This is a genomic window from Enterobacter sp. JH25 (assembly GCF_021725435.1).
Lineage (GTDB): Bacteria > Pseudomonadota > Gammaproteobacteria > Enterobacterales > Enterobacteriaceae > Enterobacter > Enterobacter intestinihominis.
The window spans coordinates 2071696-2095103 of record NZ_CP091319.1; the positions used below are offsets into that span (position 1 = coordinate 2071696).

Genomic DNA, 23408 nt, shown 5'->3' on the forward strand with positions numbered 1-23408 from the left:
TTCCTCCCCAAAATGAATCCTTAAATTCTGCGAAATTTGCAGGATAACTTTCTTATGGCTGACCCTATATATCAGGGCGAACGACTGGGCAGCTTCCTGCTGCGCCAATGGAGAGGGAATTAATTGTGGAACGTACCCGGGGCTGGAGTGGCGCTGCCTGCGAGGAAAGGTGAATAGGCTGCCCAGTAAATAAAGAGGTTATGGAAACTTGAATACATTACAGTTCATCAGGATTGTTCGATACGCTGATCCCGATCTTGATCAGACTTAAAATCATCAATGCCAGTACCATTGCCACGATAGTAGAGATGATAAGCGTTGTCATAAAGGCCCCCTTTGTGAGTATATCTTTTAGACTGTTTGAATCAAAAAATGTTCCGAGTCCTAAAAAATATATGACATTAGACAGGAATGTATCGTCTGCTAAATGAAAAAAAAAGCCTACGCCAGGTAGGCAATACTGATAATTCCTAATTGTTTTAATAATGCTTGTTACTAAAGGTTATCTGCAGTGTTGGTAGAAGATATTGAAGCTTATAGATACTTCCTGGCTGCATCTAATATTCCCTGAGATGTAAGCTCTCGATCTGATGCAACATAGACAACTTCATGGTCACCTGTTAAAGAGGGAAAACCGGCTGACATTATCGGAAGGTTTATCCCTTCTCCATTAGGGTATTGTTCGCGTATTGATGTCACGCCCTTAAGTACGGTGATTACTTTACCTGGTTTACTATTAAAGAAAATAATTACTTTTTTCATGTATCACCATGTATTTCAGGGGGTTTTATGGCCCGGGGTTGTTCGAAAGGGGTTGATTTATTGACGTTTAGTTACCTCTTTCGAAATTAAAACAAGCAATATTCTGCCTTAACGTGTACTGTAGCAGTCCATTTGTACTGGAGAAGCTTATGTCTGCACGTAAAAACACGCAATTCCGCCGAAATTATTTAGTCAAATGCCCTTGTCCAAACTGCACAAGAGACTCGGAGCATAGTTACAATCGTGTACAAAAGGGAGCTCAACTGGTTTGCCCTTACTGCAACGCGTTGTTCAAATCCCCTCAACATTACTAAAAAATCTCATATAATAACTAAGAAGTGATGCTTTTGGAGGCTGCCTAACCTCTTACGCACTTTAATATTTTATAAGCAGTTAGTTTCTGCTTTGAGACTATTCATGCAGCAGTCCTGCATTTCATCACATCGGTCAGCAAATTTGACGGTGCTGTAAATATGCTGGCCTGTTGTAATGATATTCGCAAACGATAAATGACGCTTCTGATTATTTAATTCACAGAAGCTTAAGCGGTCATTGAGGGGGGTTATTTATCGCAAAGCGTAACATTTGCAGCTGTCGGACCTTTGGTACCGGCAATGACAGCAAATTTAACTTTTTGGCCTTCAAAAAGAGTTTTGAATGTCTCTCCCTGTAGAGAGGAAGAGTGAACAAGGATATCTTTACTTCCATCGAGTGGGGAGATGAAGCCAAAGCCCTTATCATCGTTAAACCACTTAACAAGACCTATCATTTTTGATGACATAAAAACTCCACTTGAACACTTAAAAGTTACAAGTTCATGAAAAGAAACGCATGATGGCATACGTATGGACTCAAGAGGAGGGGATATCAGAGATAGCACCTGGTTATGAGGACTACTTTGGAAAAGTCAGATTCACATTGCATCGAACCAACCGCATCATTAAGGCACGTGTAGATCTTTTAAGCAAATCTTATTTTAGCCATCTGGGAGGCCATACAGATTAGATTAGCCAATCCAAATTTTTCCTGTGTCGTCGAATTTGATTTACAGCAAGGAAATAATTTGTCTCGTAAAATGACAGAAGCTGTCAAAGGTTTTGACTTCAATAGAGGGAAGGGTTTTATTATCCCATCTAAAAAGTGCAGGTCTAACTAAGTTCAGATTTGATTTCTATTTGCTCTATCAAATTCCTCCCCTGGTTTTTTACATTTCCTACTGTACGCGTTACCGCATGCCAGACGAACTTATCGGTGGGCACTGCACCATCTGAAGCTATCTCTTCAGCTTCTTTCCCGCCAACATGCTGGCGCATCCACTCGCGTGCCGCTTCTGGTGACAAAACCAGTGGCCTGCGGTCATGAATGTCGACGAGGCCTTTATCAGCCGCAGACGTCACAATCAGAAATCCCTCGGCTTCATCGCCGCGCTCAAACGGTGTGCTTCCGATCGCCGCCATAAAGATTGGCTGACCGTCGTCCCGGTGGATGAAGTAGGGTTGTTTCTTGTCACCTGACTTCTTCCATTCGAACCATCCATCGGCAAAACAGATCGCCCGGCCATGTTGCCACAGAGGTTTAAACATTCTGCTGGTGGCCGCGGTTTCTACACGTGCGTTAATCAGTGGTGCTTTGTCCCACCATCCAGGTGCGTAGCCCCAGAACACCGGATCGAGGTGCAGTAGTTCGTCGCGTTCGCTCAGCAGCAGGACTTTGGTACCGGGCGCGACGTTGTACCGGCCAATGGGGGCCGGGTCATACGCGATGTCGCGATCGCCTTCGTCGGCAAGGTAGGCCAGGTATTCTTCACGGGTTTGGGCTTGTGCAAAGCGTCCACACATAGAAACCTCCAGTCGGATGTCATACTCAAAGTATAGGGCAGGGATAAGTGACTTGATCGACATGCAAAAGCTGTATTTTGTACAAGATAACGCGAGAAAATGGGCAGAAATTCCGGGAGGCGTTTTTATCTTGCGGGCACGATCCGAGAAATGAACCGATGCTGGAGAACCGCGGGTGAGTGATTAAAGGCATTACTGGCTGAAAACAGAACCGGGCATTGCGCCCGGTTTTTCCCCGGTGGGCTGGTATTTGTTAACCTTGTTACTCTTGCGTCAGCCACATGTCCGACTCTTCAAACATTTCCTCAAGCATACGGTTCAGCTTTTCCCGGTCGCTTTTGCTGGCATCGCTATTCAGGCCATTCGCCTGCATTGGCTTAACCGTCACGCTGGCATCAGGAAAAATCCGGTGCACACGTTTTGTCAGTTCAGCCAGAATTATCTCCCTGGCTCCCTCCAGCCCCTGTACGTTTCGCTTGTCATAAACCAGTTCAACAAACATTATTTTTTCCCTATGAATATTAATTGTGCGATTCTGTCTGCACGTAAAAATACTACTGTATATGGGTACAGTCAAACGGCATTCCGGCTAAAGAAATGCCATGCCGCCCTTCACCTTGTTTATGTTGATGACAATCTATTCATTTAGCCTTTAAAACGAGCAGTCGAAGCGTTTAATCGTAAAATTTACAAAAACCATAATTTGAAGCCAGAGAGAAACTTACAAACGAAACGGTGAAGGTTTAAACAGTCGCTACGGTTCAGCTGCCTTGCGCGTGCTTCAAAACAAAACTACTGTATATAAAAACAGTATTAGAGGTATGCGTAATGGAATTTATCAGACCTACAGAACTGCGTGAGATTATCGCGCTTCCACTTTTCAGCGATTTAGTTCAGTGCGGATTCCCAAGCCCGGCTGCCGATTATGTGGAGCAGCGCATTGATCTTAATGAACTTCTGGTTGCCCACTCCAGCTCGACGTATTTCGTTAAAGCCGCGGGTGATTCAATGATTGAAGGGGGAATAAGCGACGGCGATTTACTGGTGGTCGATAGTTCCCGAACGGCTGAGCACGGCGATATCGTCATCGCCGCGGTGGAAGGGGAATTCACCGTTAAGCGCCTGCAACTGCGGCCTAATGTTCAACTCAATCCGATGAACAGCGCTTATTCACCGATTATCGTTGGCAGTGAAGACACGCTGGACGTTTTTGGTGTGGTCACTTTTATTGTTAAATCGGCCAGCTGATATGTTTGCGCTCTGTGATGTGAATTCATTCTATGCATCATGCGAGACGGTATTCAGGCCAGATTTGAGAGGCCGACCGGTGGTTGTCCTCTCAAATAACGACGGTTGCGTGATAGCGCGCAGCGCAGAGGCCAAAGCCGCTGGCGTTACCATGGGGGCGCCATACTTTAAGCAGAAAGACCTGTTCCGGCGCGCCGGCGTGGTTTGCTTCAGCAGTAACTACGAACTTTACGCTGACATGTCCAGCCGGGTAATGACCACGCTGGAAGAAATAAGCCCTCGCGTCGAAATATATTCCATTGATGAGGCCTTTTGTGATCTCACCGGGGTTCGTAATTGCCGGGACCTGACTGATTTTGGCAAGGAGATCCGCGAAACGGTTTTGAAGCGTACGCACCTGAAGGTCGGCGTTGGCATAGCCCAGACGAAGACGCTGGCGAAGCTGGCAAATCACGCGGCGAAGAAATGGCAGCAGCAGACGGGTGGGGTGGTTGATTTATCCAATATCGACCGCCAGCGCCGGTTGTTGGCTATCGTGCCTGTAGAGGACGTATGGGGCGTGGGCAGGCGCATCAGCAAGAAGCTCAATGCGATGGGTATCAAAACGGCGCTGGATCTCTCAGAGCAGAGCACGTGGATTATCCGCAAGCACTTCAATGTAGTGCTGGAGCGAACGGTCCGGGAGCTGCGCGGCGAGCCGTGCCTCGATCTGGAAGAGTTTGCACCGACAAAGCAGGAGATCGTCTGTAGTCGGTCATTCGGTGAGCGCGTGACAGAATACGAGCAGGTGCGCCAGGCTATATGCAGCTATGCGGCCCGTGGCGCTGAGAAGTTACGTGGCGAGCACCAGTATTGCCGCTTTATCTCGGCGTTCGTAAAGACCTCTCCGTTCGCTCTGAACGAACCCTATTACGGCAACAGTGCCTCAATGACGCTTCTCACACCCACTCAGGACTCCCGCGACATTATCAACGCCGCGGTAAAGTGCCTCGACAAAATCTGGAAGGAGGGCCACCGCTACCAGAAAGCCGGCATTATGCTCGGGGACTTCTTCAGCCAGGGCGTTGCCCAGCTCAATTTGTTTGACAATAGCGCGCCGCGTGCCGGAAGTGAAAAGCTGATGGAAGTGCTGGATCGTCTGAACGCGAAAGATGGAAAGGGTACGCTTTATTTTGCCGGGCAGGGCATACAGCAGCAATGGCAGATGAAGCGTGAAATGCTTTCGCCGCGGTATACGACCCGGTATTCAGATTTACTGAGAATTCGATGAATGTTAATGGCTGTTTTGTGCCAGAAGCGGACATTGATATAAATGGCAATTGATCAAACGCCAGCCCCTTTACTTTGTCCTACAGGATCTCAACCACTTCAAACTCTTCTGCGATCAACTCCATATCTTCAGAAAAATGGCCTTCGCGGCTGAAAAATCTCTGATGCTCTTTCTGCCAGTATTTAAATGGTGTTCTTAAACGGAACGTACGCCAGTTTGCCGGATGGTTTAATAAAAACTCTCCTGGCGTGTCTGCGCGAATGTACTACTTTCAGTAAAGTGACTTTTACAGGGAGGGTCAATGAAACCATTATCGCTTTTATTATTGTCGAGCCTGACGTTAGTGGGTTGTGGCGCGAACAATACCCCTTCAAATACGCCTCTTCCGGGTGTAAAAACCTCCGTCGGGACGAGCACGCTTGAAGCCGGTGCTCAGCTTATCCAGTCCCGTCCGCCCATTGATGCAATGAGTGCCTACCTTGACGGTTTCCATTTTTATAGCGGGGATAAAAATGGCCAGATGGAAGCCCATCATTATGTAACCGTGTTGAATGAAGACGTGATGCAGGCGGTGATCTACGACGGTAACACCAAAGATGCCCGTTTAATGGGCGTTGAGTACATCATTAGTGAGCGTTTGTTTAACACACTGCCGCCGGAAGAAAAAAAATTGTGGCACAGCCATCAATATGAAGTGAAATCCGGCAGCCTGATTGCTCCAGGTTTACCTGCAGTGGCTGACAAAGCATTGATGAGCAAAATTGTGAATACCTACGGCAAGACCTGGCATACCTGGCACACCGACCGCGATAAAAAGCTGCCGCTCGGCATTCCGGCACTGATGATGGGCTTTACCGGGGAAGGGCAGTTAGACCCTAAACTTCTGGCGGACAGAGATCGACGCTTTGACGTGAGCACGCAAGCCATCAAAGAAGAACGTAAGGATATTGTGGCGCACCCAGTTGCTAAGGGAGCGGATGCCTGGCAACGTGGTGAAGAGATCCAGCTTAAGCGGGTTAGAGGTTCAGGTGAGCATGGCCAGGGCGACACAAGCCATTTTTGATATCAAAAGCCTTCAGGAATACCCCGGCAACGCCGGGGATAGGGCCAGTCCTATTATTTTCTCGTCCTCAGGCATCAGAAACGCCATGTGGCTGAAAGAGTACCTGCAATCGAGTCATAGCCAGAACGAAACATTTCGCTTTCAACCCCGATGCCCAATTCGACATCAGCGTTGATTTTATAGCTCATACCTGCCTTAACACCCAGAGTGTCACGACCAGTCACCTGATTCCTGGAACTAAACCCTGTGCTTCGATAGTTGGCGAAAGAGGCTTGTTGCACTACGTTGCCATCAAGCAGTTCATGATCCCAGGTGAGCTGCAGCTCAGCTGCGAACGATGCCCCTGAAGCGAGGGGTACATTCCAGTTACCATTCACCCCGATACTTGATCTCAGAGAATCGAAGGTCTGCGAACCCAGCATCAGTCGGCTGCCGTCATTGCCGCTTTCCTTCACGCCGGGACGATGTAATGTGGTGTAATTCAATGACGTTACCGGTCCGGCGTTCACATTATTATTCAGCGCCCATCGATAGCCTCCGCCGGCCGTAACAGAACCTGACAATCCGGTCCAGGTGGCATGGTAGCTTGCTCCGTAAGTTTCTACATTAATGTTTCTGTCCAGCCAGCTGTCTTCAATACCCAATCGGCCAGTGCCGAATAAATACATTCCTTCGGGCCTTTCAGCGCCGTAACGAGCATGAACACCCAGATCGAAAGCAGTGGTTTTCCCGGTTGCGGTTTCTGGTGATTTCACCGTCACCGACTGACCGCTGACCGCACCATGAAAGCCATAAATCCAGTTGTGATTCTCATCGTTTTGTTTTTCAGCACCGAATACAATGCCATAACTGCTGGCGTCGTACCCTACACTGTCACCCTGACGCTGTTGCCAGAAGCCGCCGCCAAAGGGTATGGCAAAGCTGCGCCATTCGCCTTCCGTCAGTTGCTTCGGCATAACCACAGGATTTGGCCCGCCAACGATCCGCGCTATCTGCTGTTCACGCTGCAGGGAACTTGCGAACATGGCGCTGTAGGCGCCCGCAGAAAGTTGCGGCAAGGCATTGCTGATACTCCCGCCATCAGTGGCTGAGAAATCCAGAGTACGGTACAGCGGTTGTATATCCGACTTAGCTTCCGCCACAATTTTATCCAGCGCTTGCCCTACCTGCCGCGCATTAGCGTCCTGCGCATACCTGCTGTATGCGTTTGAAGCGCGCAGCATTGAGAGCTGCCAGCCATTCTTTCCCTGTGGCGTTGTTTGCAGCGTTAGCGTGGGTGAACGGAGCACGCTGTTCACCGCACTGAAATTGCCGTCGGAAGCGTCCGTTTTTAGCAAATCTTGCGTATTCAGACGCCAGTTTGTTGCGTACCAGTCCGGCTGCGGCGCAAACGTCAGTTGACCGTCAAATTGTGCGTGACCGTCCACTCGCAGAGTATCATGCCTGCCGCGCCCGTCGACTTCCAACAACAACTGCCCGGTATTCCCCTGTTGATAAGCACCGGATATATTGATTTGCCCAAGTGAATTACCCGGCGCAAGGATCCCGTTATTTACAAAGCGGCCTTCCTCATTAAGCGTATAGCTGGCGTTGCCGGACAGGCTGGCACCTGGCGCGATAGTCATGCTGTAAATCTGAAAATCGCCGTTAAGCGAGGTTTTCCCTCCGTGCGCGTCCAGTGCCAGATTATTGATACCTTCAATGTTTCCGCGGTACGTAAAGCTGAAATCAGCATCGGCAGCTTCCGTCGCTTGCCCGTACGCATTTGCCTTCCGACCGAAGGTAAGAAGCGTTAACCGCTGTTGGCCATAGTCATCCCGCTGGGCGTAGTCCGAATAAATATCACCCTCCAGCCGGGCACCCGTTAATATATTTATATTACCGACCAGCGCGTTCGGTGATATATAAATCGCCGCGCCTTTACCGGCAACCCGTCCGCTGATGTCGGCATTGTCTACCAGCGCTCCCTGCAACTCGGGTAATAACGCATCGTAATAGCCGTCCACGATATGAAGCCAGGATCCACGATAGTCCACCTCGTTACCCAGGAGGTTATTGCCAAATTCAAAACTGATACCGACGCCACTGGCTCCCAGTGCCTGAACGTCGCCACGTTGAATAAGGCTGTGCTGTTTACCGTAGGCAAACATCACCCCACGGCCATTAACGCCATCGGCGTATATCCGTACACCGGGATCGATGCTCAGGGTGTTATTTTGCCCATCTATACGGATGCCCGCGCCGCCAGCCCCTGACGTCAACAGGTCCGCTTGTTGAAAGATATGGTTATTACTGCCATACACATGCAGGCCAACTCCCAGATTAGCGGTATTGTATTGACCAGCCAGATAGCCATCCGCCTGCTGATTACGCTGAAAATAGCCATTGCGGTTAACGAGCGTTTGCCCGTTGCCATATAGCGAAAAACCGAAAAAGTTACGCCGGTCAATCTGATATCCCATATCCTGCAGCAACGCCAGTTCCGCTTCCATAAACGTGGTGTAATTGCGGTAGTTCTGATGGCTCATCATGCTGTTTTTCAGCTCGATATGGCTCATGTAGTTATCATCGACCGAGCCGTCGTCTGCTAACATTTTCACCGGCACGCCAGGCATGGCGCCTGCAAGGACTTCATCCACATGCCTGCCGGTGAAATAGCCTTTATCAAGCCGTACATCAAAGCCTTGTGGATCCCATCTGTTATTGCATCCATTACACAATATTACTTGCCCTGGCCGGGCAGGATTGCCACGGTCATCGCGCAGATGGCTGGTCCAGGAGCCAAAAGGCACGGTATCAAAAGCAGGCGTGAATGTGCCACTTCCTTGCAGATCGGTAACCATATTGGATATTCCCAGTCCATGGGCCAGCTCATGAACAGCGACGCTGACCAGATCGGCCTTCCAGTGCGCGGCAATTGCGCGGGCACATAGGGAACGTTATCAAAATCCAGTTTGCCCATGATGAACTGGGCGTGGGAGCCAAAGGTCAGCTCTCCGGTATCAATACCGTTCAATGCGCCTTGCAACTGCGTCAGACTTATAATGCCGTCGGTAACTGAATCGCTGGAACCTGCGGCATTCTCGTCGTTAAACGTCCCCACATTGATAATGGCAGGCAGTTGCCCTGGGCTGGGGGTAATAACCTCAGCCCAGTAATGCATAGCATCGAGTATTTTTTCTTTTTGTTGCTGGCCAAGATCCCAGGTTGACACAGACGCATTCGGCCAGTCCGGCATAAAGGGGCCGTCGCCAACATTAAAGAAACGCACTTCAAATACCGCAATATTATGTGGGTTATAGACCAGATAGCTTTCTCCTGCATACGGATTATTACTGACAAATAAACCCGTTAATGCAGCCGTCATAAAAACCCTTTTCATATTAACCATCCTTGTGTGAAAAAATAATGTTTACGTCCGTCAATATAAATTCACATCTGAGCTCAATGAATCATAAACAAATATAATAATTATCGATGTGGTTTGATAATTTAGAATAACGAGTGACCTTGCCCTGTGATAGCCTCGTTTTTCAGGATTTTATAAACGGTGGAGCGGGCGATCCCGGATTGAGCAACCGGGTCCCGGTGAACAGGAATGTACCGACATATGCAGGGGAAATAACGGATAGGGTATGGTGTCGTGGCATAATCGACATAAGCGTGAGGCTTTACTGTACTTCACGACACCAAAAACTATCAGATCGCTTATCAATCAAAGCCAGCGAGAGCGTTTGAGCCGAAGCCACAGTAATACACAGGCTCCCAGCGTGACAGCGACCGTAGCCGGATAGCCAAAGAGCGTCTTCAGTTCCGGCATATGTTCGAAGTTCATACCATACATGCTAAAGACTACCGTCGGGATCACGAGGATGGCCCCCCAACCGGCCAGTTTCTTCACGACTTCGTTTTGCTGCACTGAAACCAGTGCCAGGTTAACGTGCATCGCGCTGCTTAGCAGCTCACGCATGTCATTTACATCCGTTACTACATGGCTTGCGTGATCCTGAATATCTCTGAAATACGCCCTGAGGGGTTTTGGAATAAGTTCTTCATGAATGCGGATAAGCTCTGTACAGATTTCTTCTACTGGCTGAGCGGCGTTGCGAAGCCCGAGTAGATTACGGCGGAGGGAATACACGTCCTGAATAGCTTCACGGTCAAATTCACTGTGAAAAAGTGTCGCTTCTATATCACCAATTTTGGTGTTGAGGCGCGCAGTCAGCTCTGCATAACTGTCAACAATAAAATCCAGAATACAGTAAAGAGGATAAGCCGGACCGTACGAAAGCATGTCCGGGGCCTCAGCAGCACGGGCGCGTATAGGTGCATAGCTCACTGAAGCACCATGGCGCACCGTAATGAGGAAGTTTCGGCCCACAAACAAATGCGTTTCGCCAAACTCAATATTGTCGTCCTGTCCACTGACGGTTTTTACAACGATAAATGCCGAGCTGCCATAACGCTCTATTTTAGGCCGCTGATGTGCATTAAGCGCATCCTCAACGGCCAGATCGTGCAGACCGAACTCCTCCTGGACTTTGTACATAAACGCAGGTTCAGGCTGCCAAAGCCCCAGCCAGATAAACGCATCGGTATCCTGGATGACTTCACTGATATCCTCAATATCTACGGTTTCGGCGGGGTGGCCTGAACGGTAGACCATACAGTTAACAATCATTTCCTGACTATCCCTTAAGCATGTGTCTAAGAAGCTTAACCATTTCCGTTAAATTTCCAAATTTTTATGCCGGCAGGTTTTAATATGTTGAATACTCAGAAAGGTCATGTTCACGCGTCGTTCAATCCGGGCACTGACTCTCCAGCCATTGACCGACGACGGGCCATAATTTCTCCGCACATCGTGTACGAAAAAATCCCATATGCCCAATGGACGAAAGACCAAACTCTGCGTGCCGTATCTCGCAGCGTTCTATTTTTGCTTGTTGCACCGGCTCCATCAGCCGCGTAATAGCTTCACGGTTAGCCCAGGGATCGTCATCAAATCCCATTACCAGCACGGGTAGGGTGATCTCACTTGCCCGCTGGCGTGCATTCCAGTGTGGATCATCGTAGAAATAACCAGGCATTGCGCTCCAGCGCCCCCATTGAAGCATGACTGGCGCCGGTAAATCTTCACCCAGCCCCAGGCGCCTGGCAGGCATGTAACCGAAAATACGACACAGAATCGGAGCCAGAACACGCAATACGCACCAGACACGCACCTTTTCTGTAGTGCGTTTGATGGTGCTCGTCACCCCGGCATGTGAGGCTACAATGACCGCAGCTTGCAGGGCGTGGGTGGCTGTTGAAAGCAGAACGGCATGCCCGCCCACACTGTGTCCTACCGCCAACAGGCTAAGCTCTGGAAAATGTGCTTTAGCCCAGGCGGTTATACATCCGACGTCCTGGTCGATCCAGTCAGACATAGAAACGCGGTAAGTACGGACCAGCCCGGATTTAGAGAGGCCGGTGCCGCGATAATCGTATGTGAGGACGTTGAATCCTCTGTTAAAAAGATATTCTGCGAATCCCTTATAAAACCCCTGTACAACCGCCGTTGCCGGATGAAGGAGCACTATCGCTTTGGCATCGCTTCTTTCCCAAATTGTGGCTGCCAGAAATCCACCTTCATTTACGGGTATTATGACTGAACGCATTCATAGAGCCTTATTTATGTGGTCATACCAGTTATGCCTGAATTAAATCTAGCCTTTACTACCCCATCTGGCGATTTTTTTTTACACCCCAGCGTTTGTCCCTCGCTCAAAGCAGACAATAAACCTCGCCCGTGCGTTTTTAGCGAAACACACTGCCTTATGGGCTCAACGTGAGGAAGGGTACTCGCCGGATAAACGCCCCTTTAAAAAATCCTCTTCTATACTCAGTTACGTTTAGGGAAATATGCCGCCGTTTTTCACGTCGCGTTGTTTTAATAGCCATTGCACGCGCGAACAGCAGGGACATATATCCACGAAAACGCCTTAATGTTGGTCCATTTTGCATTTTTTAGAGGGGGATTCCTGGTATGTTGCATTCTCAATCTTCGCGCGTCGGCACTATTTTGCTGCTGTTGGCCGCGGTTATAGGCTTCGCGGTGGCGCTATACGCCTGGTGGACGCCGCTTACCGGCGTCACAGGCACCATTGGCGCACTGGGCGTGGCCATTGCCAGCGCGGTGCTGGCGATACTGATCTTTGTGTTACGTACGGCATCGGGGCGCGGGGCGCGTGTTTTCCTGATTATTGTCACCCTGGTGGTGTTGGCGGGTATTGGTTTTGCCGCCGCGCTGCTGCACCAGTACATCATAACGGCAGCCATGGTGGTCGGCCTGATTGGTCTGATTATGCTGAGCAGCCATTCCACCCGATACAACCATTCCGTCAGAACCTGAGGAGCCGCCCGTGCATAACGATAAGCATTATCCCTTCATAAAAGTCAGCATGACGGCGCTGGCGCTGCTGGTCACCCCGTTCGCGCTGCAGGCGCAGGATAAAGCCGCTGAGGCCTCTCAGGGGACCCAGGAATCACTGAATATTGATGCGGCCGATCAGCAGGCGCCTGGAACCACAAAAACCACAGACGATGCCTCAACCGGTAGCGGTGACGGAAAGAAAGTCGCCTCGGCCAGCCAGCCAGCGACGCCGCTGGTGCCCGGCACGCCAACCTGGGACAGCTTCCACGGCCAGCTTAACGCGCAGAAATACAGCCCGCTTACCCAGATCACGGCGGATAACGTCAGTAAATTAACGAAAGTCTGGGAGTTCCATACCGGCGACGTCTCGGATGGTAAAGGTGATACGCCAGCGACCGTGTGGTCCGCAACGCCCATTTTCGCTAACGACACGCTCTACATCGGCACCCCTTTCGATCGCCTGATTGCGCTGGATCCGGGCACGGGTAAAGAGAAGTGGCACTATGACACCAAATCGTCGCGCAAGGCACTGACCCAGCCGGTGCTGAAAAACCGCGGCGTTTCCTACTGGCAGGCCAAAAATCCGGTGAAGGGAGAGGCGTGCCAGAAGATGGTCTATATGGGCACCGTTGACGGCAAGCTCTTTGCGCTGGACGCCGATTCAGGCAAACCGTGCAGCGGCTTTGCGGACAACGGGGTGCTGGATCTGAACCAGTGGAACACCGTTAACGCCAAGTATCCGCTCTCTGTCCTGCAACCGCCAACCGTCGTCGGCAACCATCTGCTGGTGGGTTGGGCCGGGAAAGACTGGGCCTATGCCGAAGCGCCTCCGGGTACCGTATTTTCTGTCAACGCCCAGACCGGCAAGCTTGAATGGACCTTTGAGGCGATACCGGCAGAGATCCGCAAGCGTACCGGTACCGCCAACGTCTGGACGCACATGTCCGCCGATGAGGCCAATGGGCTGGTCTATCTCCCGGTCTCATCGCCGTCTCCCAACTATTGGGGCGGCAACCGCGTCGACGCAATTCCGCTTGGCACCTCCACCACCGCGCTGGACATCAACACCGGTAAAGTGGTCTGGTCCCGTCAGTGGGTACACCACGACGTCTGGGATTACGACATCAACTCTGCCCCGACGCTGATGGATATCACCGTAGACGGCAAGCAGATCCCGGCGCTGGTTCAGGCCACCAAGCAGGGCTTCCTGTTTGTGGTTAACCGCCTGACCGGGGAGGACGTCTGGCCAATCGAAGAGCGTCCGGTTCCGCAGGGTGATGGTTCGGTCCAGGGCGAAGTTCTCTCGCCTACACAGCCGTTCCCGACCAAACCTGCGCCGCTACTCGACCAGTCGAAAAAGCCGGAAATCTGGAAGCTGGCGGATATCGTCGGTGGCGGCCAGTGCTCTCGCCTGTGGGATAACCTGACCTATGAGGGAATGTATACTCCGCCTACCACCAAAGGCGAAGGCACGCTCACCTATCCCGATAGCGCCGGCGGCGTGCAGTGGGGCGGGGTGGCGTTCGATCCGCAAAAACAGATCGCCATCGTCAACACCTCGCATATCGTTCAGTACGTGAAGCTCTACAGCCGTGAGGATTACGATAACGCGGACAAAGACTCCGGCAACGAAAGCGGCTTTGCCCCACAGGAAGGCGCCCCGTACGGTATGCGTCTGCTGGTGGCGAGCAACTGGCTGGGCATGCCGTGCTGGCAACCGCCGTTTGGTGAAATCGTGGCGATAGACATGCACACGGGCGATGTGAAATGGCGTCGTCCGGTTGGCGCCTCACAGCAGTATGGCTTCTTCATGCCGGAAAGCTGGGGTTCGCCTACCATTGGTGGCCCGGCAGTGACGGCGGGTGGCGTGATCTTCATCGGTGCTTCAATGGATGCCAAAGTGCGTGCCTACTCGGTAGAGAGCGGTGAAGAGCTGTGGTCCGATCAGGCAGAAGCGCCAGCGGTAGCGAACCCGTCCGTGTATGAATATAAGGGTCGGCAGTATGTGGCCTTCGTGGCTGGCGGGAACACGATCCTGAAGGATCAGGTAGGCGATCAGGTGGTTGTCTACGCGTTGCCGGAATAATTCATCAGGAAGGTGAAATAAGCGTGGGGCCTGCGGGCCCCACTTTATTTTGCAGTAGTCGTTTCACCGACGCGCTTATTTATCGGCTGATGCGCCAGCACGCGTTGACATCTGCTCGGCGGACTTCAGATGCTGCTCAACGACTGGCGTGTGCTCGTTGGCCAGAGCCTTCACATCCGGATCGTCGATTTTACTGGCGTCGCTCTTAAGCTTCGACAGCACCTTCTCGTGGTCCTTCACGCCAGCATATTCCATATACATTTTGTCAAAAGCGTCACCGCGCTGGTTTTCAAGCCTTGAGTTCAGGGCTTTATGGGCGGCGTCTGGCTCGGTCGGCAGCTCTACGCCCTTTTTCTGGGCAACGGCCTGCACTTTGGTCAGGGCGGCGCCGTGGTCGTCGACCATTTTCTGGGCGAATGTTTTCACTTCACTGGTCTGGGCCTTGTCCAGGGCGAGCCTGGCGGCGGCGACTTCGTTGATATTGGCCTGCGCCATGTCCTTTAACGCTTTCTCGTCGCCGGAGCTGAGTCTGGCGTCCGGTTGAGCCTGGCCCGCAGCGTTAGTTTGCGCGGCGCTTGTCGTCTGGGCTTGTACGCCAACGGTGCTGAACATTGCTGCAACTGCTGATACGGCTAGCAGCCTTTTCAGGGTTTTACTCGTGTGCATATTGTTCTCCTGATGGTCATGGTACAGGTAAGTTTCGGTTACCTTACGCGCAACCGGGCAGATAAATGCTAACTGCACAGGTCAGTATAGTAGATGAACCTGCTGTAATCGCAGGTTGCGTCAGAGAGGGCAGGTAATAATGCTCAACAGGCGACGCTTATCGCTCAGTCTCTCTACGACATTGGCACGGATCATTCCCATATTTGATGCTAATGTTAAATAGATAGATTTATTAACAGGAGGAATGATATGAAAAAAGCACTATTAGGGAGTGTATTGGCTTTAACAGTTGCAAGCTTTGGCGCATCTGCGGCAGATATGATTTCCAAAGATGAAGCGCACCACTTCAAACTTGAATACCTGGGCAATGTATCTGTAGGGGCTTCAGGTGGACAAATTTCTTCACCTTCAGATCTTCATCAAAAACTCTCGAAACTGGCAGATGAGAAGGGCGGGAAATACTATGTCATCATCGCTGCTCGAGAGCATGGCCCTAACTTCCAGGCCGTAGCAGAAGTCTTCAAATAATCTTTCCGAATAACGCAGAAACCCGCTCATGGCGGGTTTTTGCTTATAGGGAGCAAAAAAAATGCCCCTGGTGCGGGGCGAGTTTGAGTCAAATCTTTTCTTATGTTTATGTGCTCTAAGGCGTTGGCACAATAACAGCTTATTCAAATAATGCAATCTAAATGCATATTTAAATGCAATGGCCCCATCTGCTGCTCATCTCAAGGTGAAGGCAGCATACGTAACGCAGATAGTCTACGCTTTACATAGGGTTATGGTTAAAACCAGTTAGATACTGGAAACAGTAAACGGCCGCAAGAGGTAAATATGAAAGTTGACGCAATGACGCAAAAGGCAGAGGAAGAAATTTCAGCGCTTATAGCCAAAAAAATTGCAGAATTACGAAAAAAAACAGGGCAGGAAGTATCTGAAATTGAGTTTATCGCTCGTGAGGCCATGACAGGCCTGGAGGGGTATGAAGTAAAAATCAAACTCCTGTAAGCGTTTCTTCCTGAAATGGTCGCTCAATTCTTGCCGCAAAAGAGAACCGGGCGTGGTGCCCGGTTGTTTTATGGATAATCAACGTCTTTATGAGCGAATAAACGTCAGGATATCGGCATTTATGGTATCTGCATGCGTGGTATGCATCCCATGCGGGAAGCCTGGATAGATTTTAAGCTCGCTGTTTGCGAGCAGCTTATCCTGAAGAAGGGAGGCATTTTTATACGGGACGACCTGATCGTCATCACCCTGCAACACCAGGACGGGAACCGTGATGGCTTTGAGATCGTCCGTCTGGTCGGTTTCTGAAAATGCCTTAATGCCATCATAGTGGGCTTTGGCGCTACCGATCATACCCTGACGCCACCAGTTCTGGATTGTTCCCTGCGAAACCTCTGCTCCGTCTCGGTTAAATCCATAGAAAGGACCGCTGGCGACGTCGAGGTAAAACTGGGCGCGGTTAGCGGCCAGCGCCTGGCGGAAGCCGTCGAACACCTCAATGGGCGTACCGCCGGGGTTCGTGTCTGATTTTACCATCAGCGGAGGAACGGCGCTGACCAGTACCGCTTTGGCCACCCGCCCCTGAGGCTGGCCGTACTTCGCAACGTATCTGGCGACCTGGCCTCCGCCGGTGGAGTGGCCGACGTGCACGGCATTACGCAAATCAAGGCTTTCGACCACGGCTGATGCGTCGGAGGCATAATGATCCATATCATGACCTTCACTTACCTGATCGGAACGACCATGACCACGACGGTCGAGGGCGATGACGCGGAAGCCTTCTGCAAGGAAAAAGAGCATCTGGTTATCCCAGTCATCGGCGCTCAGCGGCCAGCCGTGATGGAAAACGATCGGCTGCGCATCCTTCGGACCCCAGTCTTTGTAATAAATACTGACACCATCTTTCGTTGTTACGAATGCCATATTTCAGACTCCTCTGCTAATGGCAACATGTGTGAAGGCTAAGTAAATAGCCCAGCATTTAGGGACGTAATAAAACTGACTTATATTAATCTTATTACTGATATATCCGCTTAAAGTGTAGAAGGGTTCCTGAAAACAGTTATAGATTAATTTTGTATGGTCATTATTTATTTTTAAACGAAATATCCCCTAAACCAGCCGGGGCACTGTGTTATTTTTCTCGCGTGGTGAATCCCCCTGTGCGGAGGGGCTAAACAGCACGTGTAGCTTAGGCAATCAGTAGCGGGTCAAGGTGGCTGACCAACGACTCACCGGGAGGCACCCGGCACCACACATACGTTAAAGCTTGTATCTCGCTGAATTTATTAGGGATGGTGTATGAAGTTGGGCTTTTTGGCTGGAGCAGTGCTGGCAACCTGGTTGTCTTTAACCTACCCGACGCAAATGAGAGCTGTTTTTGAACAACTGGTTACGATAGTGCAGCAAATCACGCAGCCTTCAGCAGAGCCTCATTCTGATATGGTCACACCGGAACAGTCATATCCTTGATTGTTATATTTACGATGAACGTTACCCATCGTAATAGTTAACCTGTGCTTATTTTTCTGATGGGCTTATTATTGGCCGGGCAGAGGTTACCGCCACCCGGCCTGACGGTCTTAAACGATCGCGTTAGGGCACGCTTCGCCCTTTTCAAGCTGCTGTAAATTCCCCAGCGTGGTTTCCGAAATACTGATCAGCGCTTCGGCGGTCAGAAACGCCTGGTGGCCGGTGAACAACACGTTGTGGCAGGCCGACAGGCGACGGAACACGTCGTCCTGAATCACGTCGTTAGATTTATCCTCAAAGAACAGATCGCGTTCGTTCTCATACACGTCCATACCCAACGCGCCGATTTTTTGCGTTTTCAACGCTTCGATAGCGGCCTGAGAGTCGATCAGTCCGCCGCGGCTGGTATTGATGATCATCACGCCGTCTTTCATCTGGTCGAACGCCGACTGGTTAAGCAGGTGATAGTTTTCCGGGGTCAACGGACAGTGCAGGGAGATAACATCAGACTGCGAGAAGAGCGTTTTCAGATCGACATACTCCACGCCCAGCTCCAGCGCAGCGGCGCTTGGGTACGGATCAAACGCCAGCAGGCGCATGCCAAATCCTTTCAGGATGCGTAGGGCGGCCACACCAATTTTGCCGGTACCGATCACGCCTGCGGTTTTACCGTACATAGTAAAGCCGGTCAGCCCTTCCAGAGAGAAGTTGGCATCACGGGTACGCTGATAGGCACGGTGAATACGACGGTTGAGCGACATCATCATCCCGACCGCATGTTCTGCCACGGCTTCCGGAGAATAGGCCGGAACGCGAACAACCTTCAGACCCAGCTCTTTGGCGGCATCGAGATCGACGTTGTTAAAGCCCGCGCAGCGCAGGGCAATGTATTTCACGCCCTGTTTTTTCAACTCTTCCAGTACCGGTCGGCTACCGTCATCGTTAACGAAGATACACACGCCTTCGCAGCCGTGGGCGGTTTTAGCCGTCTTTTCAGTCAGCAGAAAGTCGAAAAATTCAAGATCGAAACCGTACGTCTCGTTAACATGTTGCAGATACTTTTTGTCGTACTGCTTTGTGCTATATACCGCGAGTTTCATAAGACTTTCTCCAGTGATTTTGGAACCACGTTAACATGTTTAAAATTATCTTACAATTTTTCAAAATTCATTGAAATCAATAAGTTCTATGAATTATTGTAGAGCATCTACTCTTAAAAATGGCATTACCTTCAACCGACTGGCTAAACATGCGACAATGAGCGGCAAGAACGGCTTATTTATTTCGCAAAATCAGGATATTAACTGCCCATGAAGGGTAAATACAAAGCCGCAATCGCGCTATTACTGCTGCTATTTCTTGTGCCGCTGACGCTGCTGATGACGCTCGCCCAGTGGGTGCCCACGCTCGCCGGGATCTGGCTTCCCGTTGGAACACGCATCGCGTTTGAAAAAAGCCCACGGCTCACGCGCCACGCCCTGATCATCCCCGATCTCCGTTATCTGGTAGAAGAGTGCGAAATTGCCCGCATGGAAAACGTGACCCTGTCACACCCCAGCCGCTGGGATCTGGATATTGACGCACTTGAACTTAACTCTGTCTGCCTGAGCAAATTACCGCAATCGGCGCCGTCTACGGTGGCGCCGAAAACGCTGGCGCAGTGGCAGGCCATCCTGCCCAACACCTGGCTGACCATCCACCGTTTTACCCTTTCTCCCTGGCAGCAGTGGGAGGGTGAGCTGCATGCCTCACTGACGCCAGCCCGCCAGGACATCACCTATAAAGGCGAGCAGGTGAGCATTAAGGGGCAGTTGCGCGGCCAGACGCTCTCCATCAGCCAGTTCGATGTGCAGCTGCCGGACCAGTCGCAGCCCGTGAAGCTGGTCGGTGAATTTACCCTGCCGCTGGTGCCGGACGGCGTACCGGTGAAAGGGCATACGGTCGCGACCTTTAACGTGCCACAGTTATCCTCGCTGGTCGATGCCGATCTGGACTGGGAGGATAATCAGGGCCAGCTGGTGGTTATGGCGCGGGACAACCCCGATCCGCTGCTCGATTTACCGTGGCAGATCACCGCTCAGCAGTTGACCATCAGCGACGGGCGCTGGAACTGGTCAGCCTCCGGTATGCCGATGAGCGGTCGCATCGGCCTGAAGGTGGATAACTGGCAGCAGGGGCTGGAGAAAGCCACCTTCACGGGGCGGCTCAACGTGCTGACCCAGGGGGACGCGGGTAAGGGCAACGCGGTGCTGAATATCGGTCCCGGCTCGCTCAGTATGGAAAACAGCGCTATGCCGCTGCACCTGAGCGGGGAAGCCAAGCAAAACGATCTGATCCTGTATGCCAGACTCCCGGCGAAGCTGACCGGCAGCCTTTACGATCCGCAGCTTACGTTTGAACCCGGCGCACTATTGCGCTCGCGCGGACGCATCATTGACTCGCTGGATATCGATGAGATCCGCTGGCCGCTGGCGGGCGTGAAGCTCACGCAAAAGGGCGTGGACGGCCGCCTGCAAGCCATTCTGCGGGCGCATGAAAACGAGATGGGCAATTTTGAGCTGCATCTGGACGGCCAGGCTAACGACTTTTTACCGGACAACGGTTTGTGGCAGTGGCGCTACTGGGGTAAAGGGAACTTCACGCCGATGAACGCGCGCTGGGATGTCCGGGGAACCGGGGAGTGGCGCGACAACGTTATCGAACTGACCGATCTTTCCACGGGGTTCGACAAATTGCAGTACGGCACGATGCTGGTCAGCAAACCGCGCCTGGTGCTGGATCACCCGGTGCGCTGGTCGCGGGACCCGGATAACCCCAACTTTAGCGGTGCGCTCGCGCTCAATGCCGGCCAAACGCGCTTTTCGGGCGGAAGCGTGCTGCCGCCGTCCGTTTTGACCTTCAGCGTTGACGGGACAGACCCGACGGTGTTCCAGTTTAAAGGGAACCTTCATGCGGATGACATCGGCCCGGTCCAGGTGAATGGACGCTGGGACGGCGAACGCCTCCGCGGTCAGGCCTGGTGGCCAAAACAGTCTCTTACAGTGTTCCAGCCGCTGATCCCGCCAGACTGGAAAATGACCCTGCGCGGCGGCGAAATGTACGCGCAGGTGGCTTTCTCGGCGGCCCCCGACCAGGGGTTTGAGGCCGGGGGGCACGGCGTGCTGAAAGCGGGCAGCGCGTGGATGCCGGATAACGAAATCAACGGCGTTGATTTTGTTCTGCCGTTCCGCTTAAGCCAGGGCACCTGGTCACTGGGCACGCGCGGACCGGTAACGTTACGAATCGACGAGGTGAAAAACCTGGTCACAGCCCGAAATCTCACCGCGGATCTTCAGGGCGATTATCCCTGGACCGAAGCGAACCCGCTCCTGCTCACCAACGTGAAGGTGGAAGCGCTCGGCGGGAAAATCACCATGCAGCAGTTGAGAATGCCGCAGCACGATCCGGCTTTACTGCGCGTGGATAATATTTCCTCCAGCGAACTGATAAGCGCGGTAAATCCGAAGCAGTTTGCCATGTCCGGCCCGGTGAGCGGCGCGCTGCCGTTCTGGCTGGACAATGAGAAATGGATCATTAAAGATGGCTGGCTGACCAACCCGGGGCCGATGACGCTGCGCATCGACCAAGACACGGCGGATGCCATTGTGAAAGACAACGTGGTTGCCGGGGCGGCGATCAACTGGCTCCGCTATATGGAAATTTCGCAGTCGTGGACAAAACTCAATGTGGATAATCTGGGTGTGTTAACCATGCAGGCGGCCATTAAAGGCACCAGCCGCGTCGAGGGCAAAAGCAGTTTCGTTAACCTGAATTACACCCATGAAGAGAACATTTTTACCCTCTGGCGCAGCCTGCGCTTTGGGGACAATCTGCAAACATGGTTTGAGCAACATGCGGCGATACCCCTTCTCCGCGGTTCGACAGGCAAGGAAAGTGAGGAACAACAATGAAAAAGAGGGCTGGTGTACTCACCGTGGCCGTCGTCGCGCTGCTGTCAGGCTGCACGCCGCGCATTGAAGTAGCGGCGCCCAAAGAGCCGATCACCATCAACATGAACGTGAAAATCGAGCATGAAATCCATATCAAGGTGGATAAAGACGTCGAAGCCCTGCTGAAATCCCGCAGCGATCTGTTCTGAGGATGCCATGAAACGATTAGCTCTGATGTTACTGGCGCTGGGGATGAACGTTCACGCCGCCACGCTTACGCTCAACGATGCGCGCACCCAGGGGCGCGTAGGGGAAACCCTGAGCGGCTATCTTGCGCCCGTTCAGCACGACGCTGAAACCCTGGCGCTGGTGAACCGTATCAACGCCGCACGCACGGAAAGTTACCAGCAGCTTGCTGACAGCAATAATTTGCCCGTCGACGAGGTGGCGAAAATGGCGGGGCAAAAGCTGGTGGCCCGCGCGCAGCCGGGTGAGTACGTGAAGGGGATTAACGGCAAATGGCTGAAAAAGTAACTAGCGGTAACGCTTACGGTATTCGCCCGGCGAAACCCCGAAACGCTGCTTAAAGGCGGTGGAAAAATGGCTATGGTCGGTAAAGCCCCAGCTGTAGCCAATGCCCGCCAGCTTTTCGTCATCGCCGATGGAACGCAGCGCCTGAGCGCATAAATCGAGGCGACGGTTCTTAATATACTGCGCCACCACCAGCCCTTTCCCGGCAAACATGCGGTACAAGCTACGCACGGACATGCCGCTCTCTGAGGCTATCCACTCCGGTCTTAACGCCTCCGACTGAATATGATCGTCAATCAGGGACAGAACGTGGCGGAACTGACGCTCCTTGCGCGGCAGCACCTCGTCATGCTGCTGGAAGGCCGGACGCAGCAGACACACCATCGCCTCCAGCGCCGCTTCGCTTTCACTGGCGCTGAGATCGGTATTGCCCATGCTCTCCTGTAACAGTCGGTAGCTCAGCTGTACGGTAGGCAGACTGCGGGAGAGGGGCAGCGCGCACCTCACTTCCTGAAAACGCGCGTGTTGCTCAATGATTTGTCGCGGGAGCAGCAGCGAAATCTGGCGGGAACGCTCCTGCCAGTAAATGGAGCACGGGCGGGAGGCATCAATCAGCGTGATATCCCCGGCTTTCAGCAGCGCGCGCTGGTCGTCCTGTTCGATTCCGGCGCTGCCTTCCAGCTGAAAGACGGTGTAGAACCAGGCATCGTTGCCGTTTTTGATCTCCTGACGGGTGCGAAACAGGTTAACGCCTGCGGCGGTCACCGTGCTCAGCTTCAGACTTTGGGTGTAGCTGGTTTCCAGTTCGCCGAGAAACGCCCCCTCTAACGGACGTGCCGCAAAGCGCCCACAAACCTGGTTAATTTGCGCCAGCCACTGCTGAAAATTGTCCTGTTCGCTTGCACATGCCATTGATGTTCTCGCTGCACCGTCACTGTTTTCGCATTGTTGCATTTATGTTGCATTTTGTCAGGGCTACGAGGCTGACTATAGGAAAGAACACTCAACGGTTACAGCGATATAAGCGGGAATTATCACGATTTGCGGAGCCTGTCACAGCTGGCAAAGCGAATGTCACACAGACAAAAGCAGGAATGCGAATCCCCTCTTAGACTGCAT

General features: G+C 52.0%; 24 protein-coding genes and 1 pseudogene. 11 read left to right on the forward strand and 14 right to left on the reverse strand.

What is annotated here, in order from left to right; genetic code table 11:
* Positions 1-217: 217 nt before the first annotated feature.
* Together L2Y28_RS25525 and L2Y28_RS10100 are read right to left on the reverse strand one after the other, a co-directional pair.
* Positions 218-325, reverse strand: coding sequence for a YnaM/YnfT family protein (locus tag L2Y28_RS25525; protein ID WP_022647993.1), 108 nt, complete (start codon positions 323-325; stop codon positions 218-220).
* Positions 326-534: 209 nt separating this feature from the next.
* Positions 535-762 carry a hypothetical protein gene (locus tag L2Y28_RS10100; RefSeq protein WP_071785206.1) on the reverse strand — a complete coding sequence of 76 codons (228 nt, stop codon included), beginning with the start codon at positions 760-762 and terminating at the stop codon, positions 535-537.
* A gap of 149 nt (positions 763-911) precedes the next feature.
* On the opposite strand from L2Y28_RS10100, the gene L2Y28_RS10105 reads away from it, so the two are divergent.
* On the forward strand, positions 912-1076 hold the full coding sequence (locus L2Y28_RS10105; protein ID WP_213083702.1) for a YnfU family zinc-binding protein: 165 nt from the start codon (positions 912-914) through the stop codon (positions 1074-1076).
* A 248-nt stretch (positions 1077-1324) separates the two neighbouring features.
* On the opposite strand, the gene L2Y28_RS10110 is transcribed toward L2Y28_RS10105, so the two are convergent.
* The 3 genes from L2Y28_RS10110 to L2Y28_RS10120 all read right to left on the reverse strand — a co-directional run bounded on the left by L2Y28_RS10110 (position 1325) and on the right by L2Y28_RS10120 (position 3102).
* Positions 1325-1543 carry a cold shock domain-containing protein gene (locus L2Y28_RS10110; RefSeq protein WP_022647994.1) on the reverse strand — a complete coding sequence of 73 codons (219 nt, stop codon included), beginning with the start codon at positions 1541-1543 and terminating at the stop codon, positions 1325-1327.
* A gap of 367 nt (positions 1544-1910) precedes the next feature.
* Entirely contained in the window at positions 1911-2600 is a 690-nt protein-coding gene (locus L2Y28_RS10115; protein ID WP_022647995.1) for an SOS response-associated peptidase, read from the reverse strand.
* Positions 2601-2862: 262 nt separating this feature from the next.
* Positions 2863-3102 (reverse strand): DinI family protein, encoded by a 240-nt coding sequence (locus tag L2Y28_RS10120; RefSeq protein ID WP_006808847.1) that lies wholly within the window; start codon positions 3100-3102, stop codon positions 2863-2865.
* Between the two features lie 326 nt (positions 3103-3428).
* Between L2Y28_RS10120 and L2Y28_RS10125 the strand changes: the two genes are divergently transcribed.
* Both L2Y28_RS10125 and L2Y28_RS10130 read left to right on the forward strand, forming a co-directional pair.
* The gene (locus L2Y28_RS10125; protein ID WP_236919589.1) at positions 3429-3848 is read left to right on the forward strand and encodes a translesion error-prone DNA polymerase V autoproteolytic subunit; all 420 of its coding nucleotides are present in this window, start codon (positions 3429-3431) and stop codon (positions 3846-3848) included.
* 1 nt (position 3849) lies between these two features.
* A complete protein-coding gene (locus L2Y28_RS10130) occupies positions 3850-5118 on the forward strand; it encodes a Y-family DNA polymerase (RefSeq protein WP_032622206.1) in 1269 nt (422 codons plus the stop codon).
* Positions 5119-5197: 79 nt separating this feature from the next.
* On the opposite strand, the pseudogene L2Y28_RS10135 reads toward L2Y28_RS10130, so the two are convergent.
* Positions 5198-5302 (reverse strand): annotated as a pseudogene (locus tag L2Y28_RS10135) (ASCH domain-containing protein); the annotation flags it as partial.
* Between the two features lie 117 nt (positions 5303-5419).
* Here L2Y28_RS10135 and L2Y28_RS10140 point away from each other — a divergent pair.
* Positions 5420-6181 carry an OBAP family protein gene (locus L2Y28_RS10140; protein WP_022647998.1) on the forward strand — a complete coding sequence of 254 codons (762 nt, stop codon included), beginning with the start codon at positions 5420-5422 and terminating at the stop codon, positions 6179-6181.
* 74 nt (positions 6182-6255) lie between these two features.
* On the opposite strand, the gene L2Y28_RS25565 is transcribed toward L2Y28_RS10140, so the two are convergent.
* The 4 genes from L2Y28_RS25565 to L2Y28_RS10160 form a co-directional block, all read right to left on the reverse strand.
* The gene (locus L2Y28_RS25565) at positions 6256-8796 is read right to left on the reverse strand and encodes an autotransporter outer membrane beta-barrel domain-containing protein (protein ID WP_309446431.1); all 2541 of its coding nucleotides are present in this window, start codon (positions 8794-8796) and stop codon (positions 6256-6258) included.
* Positions 8797-8903: 107 nt separating this feature from the next.
* Positions 8904-9563 (reverse strand): hypothetical protein, encoded by a 660-nt coding sequence (locus L2Y28_RS10150; protein ID WP_022648000.1) that lies wholly within the window; start codon positions 9561-9563, stop codon positions 8904-8906.
* 333 nt (positions 9564-9896) lie between these two features.
* Positions 9897-10862 carry a magnesium and cobalt transport protein CorA gene (locus L2Y28_RS10155; RefSeq protein ID WP_022648001.1) on the reverse strand — a complete coding sequence of 322 codons (966 nt, stop codon included), beginning with the start codon at positions 10860-10862 and terminating at the stop codon, positions 9897-9899.
* Positions 10863-10983: 121 nt separating this feature from the next.
* Positions 10984-11841, reverse strand: coding sequence for an alpha/beta fold hydrolase (locus tag L2Y28_RS10160; protein WP_022648002.1), 858 nt, complete (start codon positions 11839-11841; stop codon positions 10984-10986).
* Positions 11842-12209: 368 nt separating this feature from the next.
* Here L2Y28_RS10160 and L2Y28_RS10165 point away from each other — a divergent pair, with 368 nt between their 5' ends.
* Entirely contained in the window at positions 12210-12575 is a 366-nt protein-coding gene (locus L2Y28_RS10165) for a hypothetical protein (protein ID WP_022648003.1), read from the forward strand.
* A gap of 10 nt (positions 12576-12585) precedes the next feature.
* Positions 12586-14682, forward strand: coding sequence for a pyrroloquinoline quinone-dependent dehydrogenase (locus L2Y28_RS10170; RefSeq protein ID WP_022648004.1), 2097 nt, complete (start codon positions 12586-12588; stop codon positions 14680-14682).
* 75 nt (positions 14683-14757) lie between these two features.
* Here the strand turns inward: L2Y28_RS10170 and L2Y28_RS10175 are convergent, their stop codons facing one another.
* Positions 14758-15348 carry a DUF4142 domain-containing protein gene (locus tag L2Y28_RS10175; RefSeq protein WP_022648005.1) on the reverse strand — a complete coding sequence of 197 codons (591 nt, stop codon included), beginning with the start codon at positions 15346-15348 and terminating at the stop codon, positions 14758-14760.
* Between the two features lie 249 nt (positions 15349-15597).
* Here L2Y28_RS10175 and L2Y28_RS10180 point away from each other — a divergent pair, with 249 nt between their 5' ends.
* Both L2Y28_RS10180 and L2Y28_RS10185 read left to right on the forward strand, forming a co-directional pair.
* The gene (locus L2Y28_RS10180; RefSeq protein WP_003857380.1) at positions 15598-15876 is read left to right on the forward strand and encodes a DUF1471 domain-containing protein; all 279 of its coding nucleotides are present in this window, start codon (positions 15598-15600) and stop codon (positions 15874-15876) included.
* Positions 15877-16182: 306 nt separating this feature from the next.
* Positions 16183-16356, forward strand: a complete 174-nt coding sequence (locus L2Y28_RS10185; protein WP_022648006.1) for a GnsA/GnsB family addiction module toxin — start codon at positions 16183-16185, stop codon at positions 16354-16356.
* An 87-nt stretch (positions 16357-16443) separates the two neighbouring features.
* On the opposite strand, the gene L2Y28_RS10190 is transcribed toward L2Y28_RS10185, so the two are convergent.
* Positions 16444-17280 carry an alpha/beta fold hydrolase gene (locus tag L2Y28_RS10190; RefSeq protein WP_022648007.1) on the reverse strand — a complete coding sequence of 279 codons (837 nt, stop codon included), beginning with the start codon at positions 17278-17280 and terminating at the stop codon, positions 16444-16446.
* A 659-nt stretch (positions 17281-17939) separates the two neighbouring features.
* Positions 17940-18929 (reverse strand): 2-hydroxyacid dehydrogenase, encoded by a 990-nt coding sequence (locus L2Y28_RS10195; protein ID WP_022648008.1) that lies wholly within the window; start codon positions 18927-18929, stop codon positions 17940-17942.
* A 210-nt stretch (positions 18930-19139) separates the two neighbouring features.
* Between L2Y28_RS10195 and L2Y28_RS10200 the strand changes: the two genes are divergently transcribed.
* From L2Y28_RS10200 to L2Y28_RS10210, 3 genes are read left to right on the forward strand one after another with little or no spacing between them, the layout of a single operon-like run.
* Positions 19140-21779 (forward strand): YdbH family protein, encoded by a 2640-nt coding sequence (locus tag L2Y28_RS10200; protein WP_022648009.1) that lies wholly within the window; start codon positions 19140-19142, stop codon positions 21777-21779.
* The gene (locus L2Y28_RS10205; RefSeq protein ID WP_003857369.1) at positions 21776-21967 is read left to right on the forward strand and encodes a YnbE family lipoprotein; all 192 of its coding nucleotides are present in this window, start codon (positions 21776-21778) and stop codon (positions 21965-21967) included. The genes L2Y28_RS10200 and L2Y28_RS10205 overlap by 4 nt, the downstream gene beginning before the upstream one ends.
* 7 nt (positions 21968-21974) lie before the next feature.
* Positions 21975-22292, forward strand: coding sequence for a YdbL family protein (locus L2Y28_RS10210; protein WP_022648010.1), 318 nt, complete (start codon positions 21975-21977; stop codon positions 22290-22292).
* Here the strand turns inward: L2Y28_RS10210 and feaR are convergent, their stop codons facing one another.
* Positions 22293-23201: a transcriptional regulator FeaR gene (gene feaR / locus L2Y28_RS10215; protein WP_022648011.1), complete on the reverse strand. Its 909-nt coding sequence runs from the start codon at positions 23199-23201 to the stop codon at positions 22293-22295. It abuts the gene before it with no gap.
* Between the last annotated feature and the right edge of the window lie 207 nt (positions 23202-23408).